This window comes from Sulfurospirillum arsenophilum NBRC 109478 (assembly GCF_000813345.1).
Taxonomy (GTDB): domain Bacteria; phylum Campylobacterota; class Campylobacteria; order Campylobacterales; family Sulfurospirillaceae; genus Sulfurospirillum; species Sulfurospirillum arsenophilum.
Window position 1 is genome coordinate 145,879 of the sequence record NZ_BBQF01000002.1, and the last position, 16,257, is coordinate 162,135.

12 protein-coding genes and 1 tRNA gene are annotated in these 16,257 nt (G+C 37.7%); 9 read left to right on the top strand and 4 right to left on the bottom strand.

Going from position 1 to position 16,257, the window contains the following annotated elements:
• Nucleotides 1-51 precede the first annotated feature (51 nt).
• The 5 genes from SAR02S_RS05115 (at nucleotide 52) to SAR02S_RS05135 (ending at nucleotide 4,113) form a co-directional block, all read left to right on the top strand.
• Nucleotides 52-936, top strand: a complete 885-nt coding sequence (locus tag SAR02S_RS05115) for a hypothetical protein (RefSeq protein ID WP_041957561.1) — start codon at nucleotides 52-54, stop codon at nucleotides 934-936.
• Between the two features lie 129 nt (nucleotides 937-1,065).
• Nucleotides 1,066-1,323, top strand: a complete 258-nt coding sequence (locus tag SAR02S_RS05120; protein WP_041957562.1) for a hypothetical protein — start codon at nucleotides 1,066-1,068, stop codon at nucleotides 1,321-1,323.
• A 132-nt stretch (nucleotides 1,324-1,455) separates the two neighbouring features.
• Nucleotides 1,456-2,796 carry a hypothetical protein gene (locus SAR02S_RS13180; RefSeq protein WP_052433538.1) on the top strand — a complete coding sequence of 447 codons (1,341 nt, stop codon included), beginning with the start codon at nucleotides 1,456-1,458 and terminating at the stop codon, nucleotides 2,794-2,796.
• Nucleotides 2,796-3,035, top strand: a complete 240-nt coding sequence (locus tag SAR02S_RS05130) for a hypothetical protein (RefSeq protein ID WP_041957564.1) — start codon at nucleotides 2,796-2,798, stop codon at nucleotides 3,033-3,035. Before SAR02S_RS13180 ends, SAR02S_RS05130 begins: the two co-directional genes overlap by 1 nt.
• A gap of 37 nt (nucleotides 3,036-3,072) precedes the next feature.
• Nucleotides 3,073-4,113 carry a tyrosine-type recombinase/integrase gene (locus SAR02S_RS05135; RefSeq protein WP_041957566.1) on the top strand — a complete coding sequence of 347 codons (1,041 nt, stop codon included), beginning with the start codon at nucleotides 3,073-3,075 and terminating at the stop codon, nucleotides 4,111-4,113.
• Nucleotides 4,114-4,188: 75 nt separating this feature from the next.
• On the opposite strand, the gene SAR02S_RS05140 is transcribed toward SAR02S_RS05135, so the two are convergent.
• Together SAR02S_RS05140 and SAR02S_RS05145 are read right to left on the bottom strand one after the other, a co-directional pair.
• Nucleotides 4,189-4,273, bottom strand: a tRNA-Leu gene (locus SAR02S_RS05140).
• A gap of 82 nt (nucleotides 4,274-4,355) precedes the next feature.
• Nucleotides 4,356-4,634 (bottom strand): HU family DNA-binding protein, encoded by a 279-nt coding sequence (locus SAR02S_RS05145; protein ID WP_041957568.1) that lies wholly within the window; start codon nucleotides 4,632-4,634, stop codon nucleotides 4,356-4,358.
• A gap of 165 nt (nucleotides 4,635-4,799) precedes the next feature.
• Here SAR02S_RS05145 and SAR02S_RS05150 point away from each other — a divergent pair, with 165 nt between their 5' ends.
• From SAR02S_RS05150 to SAR02S_RS05165, 4 genes are all read left to right on the top strand, one after another.
• The gene (locus SAR02S_RS05150) at nucleotides 4,800-7,451 is read left to right on the top strand and encodes a flagellin N-terminal helical domain-containing protein (protein WP_041957570.1); all 2,652 of its coding nucleotides are present in this window, start codon (nucleotides 4,800-4,802) and stop codon (nucleotides 7,449-7,451) included.
• A gap of 85 nt (nucleotides 7,452-7,536) precedes the next feature.
• Complete coding sequence (locus tag SAR02S_RS05155; protein ID WP_041957572.1) at nucleotides 7,537-9,645, top strand: FtsK/SpoIIIE family DNA translocase; 2,109 nt, start codon at nucleotides 7,537-7,539, stop codon at nucleotides 9,643-9,645.
• Nucleotides 9,646-9,673: 28 nt separating this feature from the next.
• Nucleotides 9,674-12,232, top strand: a complete 2,559-nt coding sequence (acnB, locus tag SAR02S_RS05160; protein ID WP_041957574.1) for a bifunctional aconitate hydratase 2/2-methylisocitrate dehydratase — start codon at nucleotides 9,674-9,676, stop codon at nucleotides 12,230-12,232.
• 192 nt (nucleotides 12,233-12,424) lie between these two features.
• A complete protein-coding gene (locus tag SAR02S_RS05165) occupies nucleotides 12,425-12,922 on the top strand; it encodes an FKBP-type peptidyl-prolyl cis-trans isomerase (protein WP_041957576.1) in 498 nt (165 codons plus the stop codon).
• Here the strand turns inward: SAR02S_RS05165 and ppsA are convergent.
• On the bottom strand, nucleotides 12,919-15,300 hold the full coding sequence (ppsA, locus tag SAR02S_RS05170; RefSeq protein ID WP_041957578.1) for a phosphoenolpyruvate synthase: 2,382 nt from the start codon (nucleotides 15,298-15,300) through the stop codon (nucleotides 12,919-12,921). The two genes, SAR02S_RS05165 and ppsA, sit on opposite strands and share 4 nt — an antisense overlap.
• Nucleotides 15,301-15,440: 140 nt before the next feature.
• Nucleotides 15,441-16,181, bottom strand: coding sequence for a MipA/OmpV family protein (locus tag SAR02S_RS05175; protein ID WP_041957580.1), 741 nt, complete (start codon nucleotides 16,179-16,181; stop codon nucleotides 15,441-15,443).
• Between the last annotated feature and the right edge of the window lie 76 nt (nucleotides 16,182-16,257).

The following is a 16,257-nucleotide window of genomic DNA, read 5'->3' on the forward strand; positions in this document are numbered from 1 at the left end:
ATTAATTATTTTTAGATTTTATTTTCTAGACAAAATCTAGCAAAGCATGTAATGAATAATATAGATTTTTCTCAAACACTTCCAATTTTTAAAGAACTTGCTGAGTATTATCCAAATATTGCAGATTCTGAATTTGATTTATTTCAAAAATGTGCTGAAACAAACTTGAGCAAAGATGAAGAATGTAAACCACATTTATATATGATTTTTCGCCTTATTAAAAAAACATACCAAGTCTATTTAGAACTAAGTGATCGTAGTAATGATAGAATTACTTTACTCTATAATCTTCGTAATGAACCTACAAAAACCATTAATAATTATCTCAAAAAAATAGAAATGGCAAACCATTTTTACTCTCAAATTATGTTTGATGATGAAATAAATTACTATGCACTTATTGAAGAAATTATGAATGATTTCAAAGATAATCCCTCCGAAACCATGCAGTTTTTTCAAAATAATCGAACGATACTTGATTCGACTGGTGGTGCTTTGAATAGACCAAGCTTTGAAAATGGCTATAAAGAGCTTTATACTCGAGAAAATCGCCGTTCTCTTGGAAAACCACCCAAAGAACATTATGATGAACTTAAAAAAAAGATAGTCATAGATTATTACTATGTACTTTTGCAAGCATATCCCCTAATTAGCAAAGATGTAAAACAAGTAGAAAAAAAACTATTTATTTCGGCTTCGATCAAAATTTTCAAATATTTAAAACTATCAAAATGCTCCATTCAGCCCTATAAACTTAAAACGTATCTTGAAGAGTTCTTTTATTCGTTGGGTTATTCGATTAAAGTTTATCCTGATAAAATTGAACAAGCATATCCTTTTGCATTGCATAAAAAACATTATATTTACAAATATCCAAATAAAGATGATAGCTATCGTTTACCTCCACAAAGCATCCTTCACGAATTTTATTATTGATGTACTCCTTTTAATTTGCAGAAAATTATCTGCTAGTTATCTATATATTTATTTCCCCCTTTTTCCTAAACTGTCATCGTTTTAAAACATAAATCAAAGCTTTGGTTAATTTCATACAAGGAGTTAACTATGTTAACACTCAAGGCGCAATTGCTGAATATCTTTACAGGTAACGACTTTACCAATCAGCAAACAGGAGAAACCATTAAGGGTAAAACCAAACTTCAACTCTTGGCACGAGTACCACTTAAAAACGGTGAGTACAAAAACCAGTTGATTGATCTTTCTATTCCAGTAGAGAGACTCTCTTTATACGAGGATAAGATCAATAGTGAAGTAGAAGTACAGGTTGGTTTGATTGGTGATGCTAAATTCTACGGCATTTAAAACAGGAGAGAAACAGGAAAAGCTTCATGGGACTTTGTCCCCATGTGGCTTTGGGTTTCTCCACTCTTTTAGCGATGCTTTTGGTAACACATCGCTCACATACGGAAAACGATAAAAAAAGAAAGGAATTTTATGCAAGTAAAGTCTATTTGTGGCATTGATACGCTTTACTACTTTGCTCAAAGTAATGAAGCGTATGAAAACGCCTTTTTTGATCTTCAAAGTCAACTAGAAGCCCAAACCAAACTTCACGAAAGTGATGCATATACCTATGCCAATTCAGCCATGATTGTTAAACTGGGAACAACCGCTTTACGCTATCTTGCCAAAGATAAAGGGGTGTATTGGTTTAGAGATATTAATGAGTATTTCAAACTAGGATTTAAAAATCCAAACATTGCAAGTTATCAACACAATATCCAAATACAACTTCAAGGTGTTGGTATCTATACCATAGGATTAAAGAACCTCTTAACCTTTATCAACGATGAACTACTCAAAGAGATCACAACAGGACTCTTTGAAATCTCTAGGGCTGATCTTAACTGCTTTGTGCAGTACGATTTTGGATTTGTCACCAAAGAGATGTTTGTCTCTAAGAAAAAAGGGTATCACATCATTTCAGAGTTTGGAAACTCCAAACGGACTCAAACCATCTATGTGGGTAAAAAGCCTTTTTTCCTAAGACTCTATGATAAAAAAATAGAACTGGATAAATCAGATAAAGCAGAGATCATGCAAGATTATTTTACCTATCATGGGTTTGATCTTAAAGAGCCTATTTTTAACCTAGAGTTTGAAATGCACAGGGTTCATTTTAAAAATATGGGTATTCGTACTTTAGAAGGATTACTCAGTAATGCCAACAACCTTTTTAAAACAGCAATGGATGATATAAGACTGATTGATCTTACAACGATCAGTAAAAAAGATATGCTCAATAACTCTAAAAACAGAGCTAAAACCTTAGAGATTTGGGAGTATATCAAAGAGAACTATTCTATTACAGAGTTCTTACAATATGAGATTGATTTAAAACGTATTCCTCAAAAACGCTATGTTTATGATCTTCCAAAGTTTATTACCGATACGCATGAGCTTATCCATAAAGCACTCAATAACAATATTGTGCTTTCACCTGATTTGATAACCAAAATATCTGATCGAGCTATTGATCTTTATGGTGAGATCAAAGAGAACCCTTCTAATTCATCACCACGTATTGCAACAAAATATGATGTAGTGATTAGAGATAAAGAGGATGATTTAATTGCACGGTATAAATGCACAAAAGATGATGAACTGATTCCTTATCAACTGCCGTTTAAACTCCTAGGCACAAAAGAGCTACAACACACTATTAAGCGATTATCTAAGCAACTGACAACTGCGACACACGATGAGGCTAAAACGCTTACACAACAGCTTAAGATTGCTAATAATGAACTTAGCAAGCGGTTAGAGGTGATGTGATGCTAATTGATCGTATAAACAACCTTGAAAATGAAATGAAAGCCATTAAAACAACGCTATTGAAACTACCAACATGGTTTCCTTTAACATCAGAATTTGCACAAGAGCATCACATGAGTATGAATGGTTTGCGTAAGTGGTGTCTGAAAAACATAAATCCTGATAGCTTTGTGAAACGAGGGCGGTTTTGGTACATCCATAAAAGTGAGATTGCAAATGTACGTCCAAACATTGTATGATTTCATTGTTCTTGGCTAACTTGAAAGGAGTTTTCAAGTGGCTTGTGTCGTTCAACATCCCAAAACAGGGAATGTTCTTTTACAAAATGTTGTTAATGGTAAAACCATCCGCCTATCAACAGGCAAGAAGGCAACGAGTAGGTTAATTGGCTGGTATAAAACTCACGTTGAAGATGAGTTTTGGAAGCTTTATTACCAAAAAAATAAAGAAGCAGATCAACAAATGAGCTTTGCTGAGTATGCGAGATATATTGTGGATATTACGCAAAGTAATCGAAATGAATTTTCGCAACGTGGAGAGATCAAAAAGGTTGAGAGGCTTATCAAGTATTTTGGAGATATAGCGTTAGATGATATTAGACCATCAACCATTCAAGCATGGCAAGATACTTTTTTAAAAACTCTTGCACCAAAAACGGTGAAAGAGTATCGAAGTACGCTAAGTGTCGTGTTTAAATTTGCGTTTAATGATGATCTCATCCATAAAAATCCTCTAACACCCGTTAAGTCGCCCAAATTGCCTAGACGCATCGTTGATGTCTTTAGTGAAGATGAGCGTAAATTGCTTATTGAACATTCAAGCGGGCAACTTCATAACCTTATTCAGTTTGTTTTTTACAGCGGACTGAGAGCAGGGGAAATAATAGGCCTTAAGTGGGAGAATATAGACTTTGACAAAAACAAGATTGATGTCTGTATGAGAGTTAGAAAAGGTACTGTTGATCTGCCAAAAGGCGATAAAATCCGTTTGATTGATCTGTTACCGCAAGCGAAGCAAGCGCTTCTTGTACAAAGACAGCTAACAGGGCTTTCAACCTTTGTGTTTCATTCAAAAGAGGGCAAACCTTATTTTAGTGAAACAAGCATTACTCAATCCATTCAAGAGTTGTGTAAAAAGCTTCATATTGTAGGCGGTGGTGGTTTGCAAAAAATGAGGCGAACGCATAATACAATGCTAAAGCAATTTGGCTTGCCTCTTGATTGGATTCTTCATCAAATGGGACATGAAACAGATGAAGTCAATCGTAATCATTATACGGGAACAATAACAGTTGATATCAGCAAAATAATTGCATGATTTTGACAATTATTGACACCTCATTGACACCAGTAAAGTTTAAGGTTTGGAATATCGTATTTTAGGGAGTTAGGGTGGTACCTGAGGCCGGACTCGAACCGGCATATGTCTCCATACTAGATTTTGAGTCTAGCGCGTCTACCAATTTCACCACTCAGGCACTGTAAATAAGAGTTGGAATTATACAAAAAAAAGCTTAAACATCAGTAAAACTGAATGTCTAAGCTTTTCGAGGTGAAGAATTAAGCTTTTGCTACAACGTCTTTAAGTTTTTTACCAACTTTAAATTTGACAGCTGTTGTTTGTGCAACATCTACGACTCTGTTTGTACCAGGAACTCTAGCTTTTCTAGCAGCTCTTGTCGCAGTACTAAATGTACCAAAACCGATAAAGCTTACATCTTTGCCAGCAACTAGTGCTTCGCTGATTGCTTCTAAAGCCGCATCAACAGCTTTTTGACTATCTTTCTTAGAAAGACCTGCTTTCTCAGAGACTGCTTGGATAAATTCCGCTTTTTTCATTGCTCATTCCTTAAAATAAAGTGTTTGTCCGAGGATTGTACAATTTTTTTTAAAAAAAGACAATAATTTTTTTAAAAAAGTTAAAGAATAAACCCTAAAAGACGATATTTTCTACAGGGAATTAAAATTGCTTGTACTTAAAAACGAAAATTGATGGAGAATACTATGAGAATCACAAACGCGCTTTTATACAATACATCATTACGTAACTATCGAACTTCTTCGGAGAAATTGTATACTATTAATGAACAGATCGCTAGTAAATTAAAAATACAAAATAGTTATGAAAATACAAGCGTTTACATAGATGCAATGCGTCTTAATAATGAAATTGACACCTTACAACAATCTTCTGATAGTAGTTCAAAAGCAAAAACGTTTGCAGACAATACCGATTCTACGTTAACAAGCTTCAGTTCATCCCTTGATCAATTCAAAGCAAAATTGGTTCAAGCTTCGAGTACTTCTAATTCTTCAACAAGCTTACAAGCACTTGCTAACGATTTGCAAGGTATCAAAGATCACTTAGTCAACTTGGCCAATACCTCTATTAATGGTCAATTCCTATTTTCAGGTACAGCATTGTCTCAAAAGCCAATTGCAAGTGATGGCACGTATAAAGGGAATTCAGATAATTTAACGGCACTGATTGGATCAGGTGTTGAGCTTCCTTATAATATTACAGGACAATCACTTTTCTTAGGCAAAGACACGGACTATAATAGAACAGTTTCTACAAATATATCAATGTACAATCAATCAAAATTAAATCCAGCAGTAATGACTACGGATGGTCAAAATGCTGCTTCAACAAAAGTATATTTAAAAGATACAGATACAATTAGAGACCTTGTAGGTGATACCAATAGTGCAGCAACCGACGATCCTAAGGCTGTTTTTTATCTCTCTGGTAAAAAAAGTGATGGCAAAACATTTTCAAATACTATTGAAATTAATACAAGTTCTAAAGTTTCAGATTTACTGCAAAGTATTGGCAATGCTTATGGCAATACTGCAACCAATAAAGTTGTAGATGTCAGTATGAATGCACGTGGTCAGATAGAAGTTAAAGATTTAAAATCTGGAAGTCAACTTTTAGATATGAATATTTTTGGAGCAATTGATAGAAATGCGCTTCCTGGAGAGACGGGAAATGCAAAGCAAATTCTGAATGTAGATAATTTATTGACAAAACCTAATGTGGATATCATTGCTTTTAGTAAAAGTAATTATGAAACAACGGCTTCTTCCCCTGATTTGACAATGCGCTCTTCTGCTGTTACTTTAGGTACCTATGCTATAGATTTTCCAATGCAAAATGTAACAAATTCCAATATGACATCAACAACGCTTTTAAGTGGCATTCTTCCATCCGATGTAGATCATATCGATTTTGGCGCAACATCATTTTCAACTACAGGAAAAACAGTACAAGATTTGATGACAGCTATTGAAACAGAATATGGATTGGGGGCAGGGGATGTTACATTATCAACCGCAACCAGTGGTCGTATGCTGATCAATGACCCTACAAATACTTTTAGTGCTTCTTTGCAACCTAAAAATGCGGTCAATGCCCTTGCTCATGGTGATCCTATCCCTGATGCTATGAATTCTGCACGAAGAGGCTTTGAGAAAGATGGTAATACACTTTCAAGTAATATCTCTCAAGTTGTTAAAAGTACAAGTGACTATGCAACGGCAAGTACAAAACTTGTTGATGTTGCAGGTGTTGATAGTTTAAACGGCAAGCAAATGGTTCTTAATTATACCGATAAAAATGGAATAAATAGAACAGGTACACTCAATCTTGATATTGCGGATACAACCTTCTCTGTTGACTTAGATGGCGATGGAACTACTACTGATGTCAATGAAACATTTTCTATCTATAATGGAAGTGGTGATCCTTTAAATCTAAAAACGACTGCAGATACTATGACATACCAACAACTTAATGACCTCATTAGTATGGCAACTTCGGGTAATTTACCAAAACAAGGTGTTTCTACAGTTGCTCAAACAGCCATCAATAATGCAATCATAGCTGGAACACCACCAATCAATGCTGTAAATCTTGCGACAGAAACAGCAACAGCCAAAGCGGGTGTTTCCACAGAAACAGCTAGCTATATTCAAAAGGCAATTGATGCGGGTATTATAAGAGATAACCCAACATCAACACCTGCTGAAGTTGCCAAAGCAACGACAGACTATAACAATGCTATTGGCAATGCCAATCTAGCAGAGTATAACTACGCTTTAAGTACTGCTAAAAACAGTGTTGAAGTCAATTTGGATTATCAAGGGAAAATGACTATTAAAGATAAATCAGCTTCTGAGTCTAAAATCAATTTTACAATGTATGACAAAAGTGCGACTGATTTTACAGGTATTGGAAGTTCTGCACTTACGTTTATGGCAAATAATGCCGTAACGATTTCTAACCCATCAATCGATATGTTTAAACAGCTTGATGAAATGATAACGGCAGTTCGTTCTGGTACGTTCCGTATGGATTCAACATCGGATGATCCACGCAATATTGGCATTCAAAATTCACTGACACAACTTGATCATATCGCAGATCATGTCACAAAAGCTCAAACGAAAATTGGTGCGCTTACCAATGCTTTAAGTGATGCGAATACAAGATCAACAATGCTCAGTGTCAATGTTAAAGCTGTACAAACAGATGTAATTGGTGTAGATACAGCAGCAGCTTATTTGGAATTCCAATCCATTACAACGGCGTATCAAGCAATGTTATCGACCATTTCAAAAGTCAATTCGATGTCTCTTTTAGATTACATGTAATAATCTGTTATAATATCAACTCTATATTATTACATGTAAAGGATCTGCTATCTTAAAAGAGACTCTTTTTATTATTTTTATTGCTATTGCACTTTTTTTAGGGGTAGCAACCATTTTACCAGATGCATCTGTTGTTGGAAAATTTGGTGCATATCTTGGAAAGTCAAACCAAAATGCCTTTGGATACGTTGCCTTTTTCTACCCTTTCGTACTGATTTTGCCTGCTTTTTCACTTTACAAAGAGAGTAAGCTGACGGAACGTCGTATTGGTGTATATCTTGCTTCAACAATCCTCATTTTTACGATACTCATGGCGCAATCCATTCTCGTTAAAAGTAATTTAAGTGGTTCATTTGGTCGCTCTATCGTTGATATGGTGATTGCATCTATCGGTATTATGGGCGTTTGGCTCTTTATTGTGGCTATTTTTCTTCTTTCAATGACACTGCTTGTCGAATCAAGTATTAGTGATTTTCTTACTTTAATGAAGCCAACGTTTACAAAAACAAAAATCAAAGAGTATAAGGTAGATGAAGAAAGACCAAGTGTAGAAGAAAAAAAGGTTAAAGTCATCAAAAAACAAGTTTCTCTCGTAGAAGAAAAAATAATGTTAGATGATGATACCCCTGATGAAAATCCTGCTATTATCGAACCCCTTTATCCTGAAAACGAAGAGCCTAAAAAGCCACTTGTTCGTCTTAAAAGTGCTAAAAAAGTAGAAATTTTAAGCGAAGTAGCCGAAAATACTAAACTTCTTTCTGAAATCGATCAAGGTGAATGCGACAAACCAAAAGACTTTAAATTACCACCATTGTCTTTTTTAGCGAACCCTCCTGCAAAAGTTGTCCATGTCAATGAGAGTGAGATCGATCAAAAAATTCAAGACCTTTTGGAAAAACTCAGACGCTTTAAAATTGAAGGTGATGTTGTACGTACGTACTCTGGACCTGTTGTAACGACATTTGAGTTTAAACCTGCACCTCACGTTAAAGTCTCACGTATCTTAACGCTTCAAGATGACCTTGCTATGGCGTTAAAAGCAAAGACGATTCGTATTCAAGCTCCAATTCCAGGCAAGGATGTTGTGGGTATTGAAGTGCCTAACCAAAAAATAGAGACCATTTACCTCAAAGAGATTTTAGAAAGTGATATTTTTAAAAAGTCATCTTCTCCTTTAACGATTGCACTGGGTAAAGACATTGTTGGCAATGCCTTTGTCACCGATCTTAAAAAACTTCCTCACTTACTTATAGCAGGAACAACGGGCAGTGGTAAAAGTGTAGGAATTAATGCGATGTTACTTTCACTTTTATACCGCAATTCACCTGATACATTACGCTTTTTGATGATTGACCCTAAGATGTTGGAATTTTCGATTTATAACGACATTCCTCATCTGTTAACGCCTGTTATTACCAAGCCTAAACAAGCGATTGTGGCACTGGCCAATATGGTCAGTGAGATGGAGCGACGTTATCAAATTATGAGTCGTTCAAAAACCAAAAACATTGAAAACTACAATGAAAAAGCAAAAGCAATTGGTGTTGAACCGTTACCGTATATCGTTATTATTATTGATGAGTTAGCAGATCTTATGATGACGAGTGGCAAAGATGTTGAATTTTACATCGCACGTTTGGCTCAAATGGCCAGAGCGAGTGGAATTCACCTCGTAGTAGCGACACAAAGGCCTTCAGTGGATGTTGTTACGGGTCTCATTAAAGCAAACTTACCTTCTCGTATTAGTTTTAAAGTAGGGCAGAAAATCGACTCAAAAGTCATTTTAGATGCTATGGGAGCAGATTCACTGCTTGGAAATGGCGATATGCTTTTTACTCCTCCGGGTACTTCTGGGCTCATTCGTTTGCATGCTCCATACACCAGTGAAGATGAGATTGATAGGGTAGTTGAATACCTCAAAAAACAGCGCCCCGTCGTATATGACGAGAGTTTTCTCAAAGAGAGTGAAGAGGGTTTTTCTTCCACTTCGAGTAGTAAAAATAGTGGTGAATTGGATGAGCTTTTTGAGGATGCAAAAGCCATTGTCCTTAATGAAAAAAAGAGCTCAATTTCTTATATTCAAAGAAGATTGAATATTGGCTATAATAGGGCAGCGACGATTGTAGAGCAACTGGAGGCCATGGGAATACTCTCTTCTCAAAACGCTAAAGGGCAGCGTGAAATCATCGTCTAAACTTACTAACCACAAGGAGTCAGTCACAATGAGTTTTTTCCAAGCGTATGAAGCAGAAGTGAATGAAAGAGCAAAGTTAGGTGTTCCTCCTTTACCTCTTGATGCCAAAAAGACAGCAGAGGTAGTCGAGCTTTTGAAGAAAGAGGAGGGCGATCAAGCCTTTTTAAAATCTTTACTTGCAAATCGTGTTCCACCTGGAGTTGATGAAGCAGCGTATGTAAAGGCAGCTTTTCTCAATGATGTGGCTCAAAAAAAGGTTACATGTAAAGCGATTTCCCCTGTTTATGCTATTGAGCTTTTAGGTACCATGTTTGGAGGTTATAATGTTCAACCTCTTGTTGATGCACTTAGCTCAAAAGATGATGCTGTAGCTCGAGCATCTTGTAACGCACTTAAAAACATTGTCCTTGTTTATAGTTCGTTTAATGACATAGAAACACTTGCAAAAACCAATGCATACGCTAAAGAAGTTCTTCTCTCTTGGGCAAATGCTGAGTGGTTTACCATCAAACCTTCCATTCCTGAAAAAATCACTGTAGCTGTTTTAAAAGTAGCAGGTGAAACGAATACGGATGATCTAAGCCCCGCGAGTGAAGCGTTTACGAGAAGTGACATTCCCCTTCATGCTAATGCAATGCTTGTTAAAAGACTCCCAGGTTCTATTGAGAAGATCAAAGAATTGATTGCCAAAGGGTACGAAGTTGCTTATGTGGGCGATGTTGTAGGAACTGGAAGTAGCCGAAAGTCTGGTATTAACTCCATTCAATGGTTTATGGGAAGAGAAATTCCAAATGTCCCAAATAAAAAAACAGGTGGTTTGATTTTAGGCTCAACCATTGCTCCAATCTTCTTTAATACTGCAGAAGACAGTGGCGCACTTCCAATTGAAGTTAATGTTGAAGGCTTGGAAACAGGTGATCTTATCGATGTTTATCCATTAGCGGGTAAAATCGAAAAAAATGGCAAAGTGGTGGCAACGTTTAAACTTTCTCCAAATACTTTGGCGGATGAATACCGTGCCGGTGGGCGTATTCCACTTATCATTGGTCGTGGTTTGACATCAAAAGCACGAGCAAGCTTAGGATTGGGTGCTGAGACTATCTTTGCAAAACCAGAACAACCCGCTGAGCAAAAAGGTGTAGGTTATACTTTGGCTCAAAAAATGGTTGGACGTGCCTGTGGTGTTGAAGGAGTACGTCCTCACATGTATGTTGAGCCTCAAACATTAACCGTTGGTAGCCAAGATACAACAGGACCAATGACTAGAGATGAGATTAAAGAGCTTGCTGCACTTGGCTTTAGTGCTGACCTCGTGATGCAAAGTTTCTGCCACACAGCAGCGTATCCAAAACCAAGCGATGTAAAACTTCACCATACCCTTCCGGCATTTATCACGTCACGTTCAGGTGTGAGTCTTAAAGCAGGAGACGGTGTTATTCACTCATGGTTAAACCGTATGGTTCTTCCTGATTCAGTAGGAACAGGTGGTGATAGCCATACACGTTTCCCTATTGGTATCTCTTTCCCTGCTGGTTCTGGATTGGTTGCTTTTGCGGCCGTTACAGGAAGCATGCCTCTGAATATGCCTGAATCTGTTTTGGTGCGCTTTAAAGGTGAAATGCAACCAGGAATCACGCTTCGTGATCTTGTTAATGCTATTCCTTATTATGCGATCAAAAAAGGACTCTTGACCGTTCCTAAGAAAAACAAAAAGAACATCTTTGCAGGAAAAGTTCTTGAAATTGAAGGACTTCCAAAACTCAAAGTTGAGCAAGCGTTTGAACTGAGTGATGCAAGTGCTGAGAGAAGTGCCGCAGCATGTGCCGTAGCACTTGATGTTGAACCAATCGTTGAGTACCTCAAATCAAACATTACACTGCTTGAATCCATGATCAAAGCGGGCTACGCAGATGCTAAAACATTGCAAAGACGTGCCGATAAGATGAAAGCATGGATCAAAGAGCCTAATCTTCTTAAAGCAGATGCTAATGCACAGTATTCTGAAATTATCGAAATTAATCTTAATGAGATCAAAGAGCCAATTTTGGCATGTCCGAATGATCCTGATGATGTCGCAACACTCAGTGAAGTACTTGCGGATGCAAATCGTCCTAAGAAGATTGATGAAGTTTTTGTTGGAAGCTGTATGACCAACATTGGTCATTACCGCGCTCTTGGTGAGGTTCTTCAAGGAGAAGGCAAAGTGCCAACCACACTATGGATCGCACCTCCTACAAAAATGGATAAAGATCAACTCACCGCTGAGGGTTATTATTCTATTTTTGGAACTTCTGGTGCGCGCATCGAAATTCCTGGTTGTTCACTCTGTATGGGTAATCAAGCCAATGTTAAAGAAGGTGCTGTTGTCTTCTCCACATCAACGAGAAACTTCGATAACCGTATGGGGCCAAACTCTAAAGTTTATCTTGGTAGCGCTGAACTCGCAGCTCTTTGTGCACTTTTAGGAAGACTTCCAAGTGTTGAAGAGTATATGAGCTTAGTGCCTAAAAAGCTTGCAGGTAAGACAGATAAAGTCTATAAATACCTCAATTTTAACCTTATAGAAAACTACGAACTTGCAAACTAATAGAGTTCTTTCAGACCTCTTGACACGTTTTTAAAGCAAAGCTTTAAAAATTACGTTAACACTGGGTTTACTTCGGCAGTAAGCCCACGCACCCTTGGTGCTTTATTCTTGCAAAGCTGATTTTGCAAGAATAACAATACCCCATGAGCCACTCGTTTTGAGTGGCTCATACTTTTACATGTAAGGACTCTTTTGCACATTACAAAGAATGCTCTTGTAACACTTGACTATACTGTTTTTGATGTCGAAAATAATCTCATTGACAGTGGCGCTGATCCACTGGTCTATTTGCATGGTGGCTATGGTGATATTTTTGATAAAATCGAAAAAGCATTAGAAGGTAAACGTGTTGGGGAGAGTATTCATATGCAACTTTCACCTAAAGAGGCATTTGGCGAGTATAAAGAAGAGTTAGTATTGGTAGAAGATCGTAGTATGTTTGAAGATGATCTAGCCGTAGGGCAAAATGTTGAAATGGTCTTTAGCGAAAATGAAGACGATGAAATCATGCTGGGTTATAGGGTCATTGAAATTTTAGAAGATCGCGTTATTTTAGATGCGAATCATCCTCTTGCTGGTGTAACGATCGTATTTGATGGAACGGTAATTGGTGTACGTGAAGCGACCAGTGATGAAATTGAGAAAAGACTCCTTGGTCACGAAGAGTCTTTATCTGCAATGCAAAATTAGCGTAAACTCTCTTCCAAATTTTCAACCACTTGATGCATTTTATACAGTGAATCAGGGTTTAAAGAGATTGAATCTATCCCATTTTTAACTAAAAACTCCGTAATTTCAGGGTAGTCTGATGGCGCTTGCCCGCAAATACCGATGTATTTTCCTCTAACTTTGCACGCATCTATTGCCATTTTTAGCATTTTAGTCACTGCATCGTTGCGCTCATTAAAGATATGAGCAATCATCCCACTCTCTCTATCGACACCTAACACAAGTTGTGTAAGGTCGTTTGAACCAATCGAATAACCATCAAAGATTTTCAAAAATTGATCTGCTATGATGACATTGGCAGGTATCTCGCACATGGCGTAGATTTGAAGCCCATTGACACCTTGTACTAACCCTTTAGCGTTCATAATATTGATAACCTTTTGTCCTTCTTCAGGAGTTCTGACAAACGGAATCATAATGATGACATTTGTTAGCCCCATATCATCTCTTACGCGCTTGAGCGCTTCACACTCCCAAGCATACGCCTCTTTGTAACTTTCATCGTAGTATCTGCTAGCGCCACGAAAGCCTATCATGGGGTTTTCTTCCTCGGCTTCGTAAGCAAGACCTCCTGGCATATTGCGGTATTCGTTACTTTTAAAATCACTGGTGCGAATGATGACGGGTTTTGGGTAAAAAGCCGCAGCAATCATGCCAACACCTTCACTAATCTTTTGCAAAAAGAACTCTTTAGCATCGGTGTAGGGGTTCATAAAAGTTCTAATTGCACCTTCATCTTGCACAGAATTTCCCTTGTTCATATTCACCAGTGCCATTGGATGAGCATTAATGGAATGGCTCATTATAAACTCCATACGTGCTAGTCCTACACCATCATTGGGCATTTTAGCAAAGTTAAACGCTTCCGCGGGATTACCCACATTCATCATCAGTTTTGTCTTTGTTTGCTTTAAAGAACTGAGGTCTATCGTTTTACATGTAAAGGCAATTTCCCCTTCGTATATATGTCCTTCATCTCCCTGTGCGCAACTGACGGTTACTTTTTGAGTATTGCTTAACACTTCGGTAGCATTACCACAACCGACCACCGCAGGTACACCAATCTCACGAGCAACAATAGCGGCATGACACGTTCTGCTACCTCGATTTGTAACAACAGCAGAGGCCTTTTTCATGATAGGTTCCCAATCAGGATTGGTCGTATCGGCAACCAATACATCTCCTGCTTTGAAAAGGGCAAATTCTGAGGTGTTATGAATGACTTTGACTTCGCCACTGCCTATCTTATCGCCGACGGCACGACCAGAGGTGATAAGCTTTAAATCTTTCGTACTATTTAGGGCATATTTTTCGATGGAGATGTTATTTTGAAGTTTACTTTGAACCGTCTCAGGGCGTGCTTGAACGATGTAGAGTTTGCCATCAAGTCCATCTTTTGCCCATTCTATGTCCATCGGGCGTTTATAATACTCTTCAATAATCAGTGCTTGATGCGCTAAAATCATCACTTCCGTATCCGTGATGGAAAAATGATTTTGCTCTTCCTCTGTTGTGGGCACATTGATGGTATGAGCTTCGTCGCTGTAAAGCATTTTCTCTTTTTTACTGCCTAGTGAGCGTTTTAAAATGGTATTGAGCCCTTTTTTTAGAGTCGGCTTAAAAACAAAAAATTCATCGGCATTGACTTTACCACTGACGACGTTTTCACCCAGACCCCAGATGGAGTTAATCAAGATGAGATTTTCAGAACCACTCTCGGTGTCGATGGTAAAGATAATGCCACTGCTAGACTTATCGCTTCGTACCATCTTTTGAACACCGACTGAGAGAGCGACTTTAAAATGGTCAAACCCACGACTCGTTCGGTAACTAATGGCACGATCTGTAAACAAGGAAGCGTAACAACGCTTTACACTCTCTAAGAGTTTCTCTGGCGTGTTAATGTTCAAGAATGTCTCTTGTTGCCCAGCAAAACTGGCATCGGGTAGATCTTCGGCTGTTCCAGATGAACGCACCGCTACGTCGATATTTTCTGTACCATATTCTTGGGAAAGCATGTGGTAAGCACTTCGTAGCTCTTTGATAAGCTGTTCAGGAAGTGTTGATGCCAAGATAAGTTCACGAATGGCACGACCACGCTCTTGAAGCGAAAGCGTGTCGGAGATATCTAAACCTGTTAGAATCTTTTCGATCTTCTCTTTAATGCCATTTTCTTTGAGTAACAGATGGTAAGCCTCGCTGGTTGTCGCAAAACCATTGGGGATTTTGATGCCTTTGGTAGATAACTTTTGGTACATTTCACCTAGGCTGGCATTTTTCCCGCCAACAAGGGGAATATCGCCAATATGAAGTTCATTGAAGAAACGAATAAAACGCATAATAACCTCCCATAAGAAAAGTTATACCTATGGTAGCACAAAATAGAATCAAGAGTGCTATAAAAAAGAGATTACATGTAATGGTGAAAAAGTCCACAAAAAAAGCTAGTGGACTTTTTTAGATGAGAGAATAACCTACCTTACGGTAAGAATGTATACATAATAGACAAGTACCCAGCTACCTGATAATGATCATCTACAATAGGGCTTTTATAAATTGCACTGTCAAATTTCTTATATTCGACATTGGCAATGATGGACCATGTTTCGCTAAAGGCAAAGATTTGTGTTAAACCAATGAAGGGGTTGAGTGCACCGTCTGTATGGTAACTTGGACGTGCTAAGGTGGCTTCTTTCGCTTTGACACCGTAGTAATAATTGCTTTTCTTATCACTGAGGTATTCTGCGCCCGCGTAGATGGACAAACCTGAATTTTCTGTCTCTAAAAGTGTGTAGTTATACGCCGCATTAACGGTATAACCATCCGTTGTACCACTGACATCTCGCGAAACAGTACTGCTTAAAAAGCTATTCTCAAAATTGTATTTCATTCGAAGACCTCCTTCCAATGACATATTGCGATTATCCATACCTTTTAAGTCATTACTATCTTTACCTTGATAGCCTGCAAGTACGGGAAGTAGGATAACTCCAATTTGTAAAGTTTTGGTATCGTAAACGTTATATCCCATATTAATGCCTTCAATAAAAGCGCTTTTGTAAGTAAGCTCAATATCAGGTAAGGGCATTGTAACACTTGACACGCCTTTGTAAGGGCTTGTACTCGTTGATACACCAACACCTACTTGCAACGATGGATCATCTGTTGCATATAAATGTGTGAGTAAAACAGATAGCAATAGCATAAGCTTGTTTTTCATCCTTAAATCTCCATCTTTTTGTTTGAATGCCGAGATTCTAGACAATAGTGATCTTTTTTTATAGTAAAAAAACGAA

Excerpts from the sequence above, each read along its gene's own strand:
- SAR02S_RS05115 (WP_041957561.1), top strand. The coding sequence starts at position 52 with ATGAATAATATAGATTTTTCTCAAACACTTCCAATTTTTAAAGAACTT.
- SAR02S_RS05120 (WP_041957562.1), top strand. The coding sequence starts at position 1,066 with ATGTTAACACTCAAGGCGCAATTGCTGAATATCTTTACAGGTAACGAC.
- SAR02S_RS13180 (WP_052433538.1), top strand. The coding sequence starts at position 1,456 with ATGCAAGTAAAGTCTATTTGTGGCATTGATACGCTTTACTACTTTGCT.
- SAR02S_RS05130 (WP_041957564.1), top strand. The coding sequence starts at position 2,796 with ATGCTAATTGATCGTATAAACAACCTTGAAAATGAAATGAAAGCCATT.
- SAR02S_RS05145 (WP_041957568.1), bottom strand. The coding sequence starts at position 4,634 with ATGAAAAAAGCGGAATTTATCCAAGCAGTCTCTGAGAAAGCAGGTCTT.
- SAR02S_RS05150 (WP_041957570.1), top strand. The coding sequence starts at position 4,800 with ATGAGAATCACAAACGCGCTTTTATACAATACATCATTACGTAACTAT.
- acnB (WP_041957574.1), top strand. The coding sequence starts at position 9,674 with ATGAGTTTTTTCCAAGCGTATGAAGCAGAAGTGAATGAAAGAGCAAAG.
- ppsA (WP_041957578.1), bottom strand. The coding sequence starts at position 15,300 with ATGCGTTTTATTCGTTTCTTCAATGAACTTCATATTGGCGATATTCCC.
- SAR02S_RS05175 (WP_041957580.1), bottom strand. The coding sequence starts at position 16,181 with ATGAAAAACAAGCTTATGCTATTGCTATCTGTTTTACTCACACATTTA.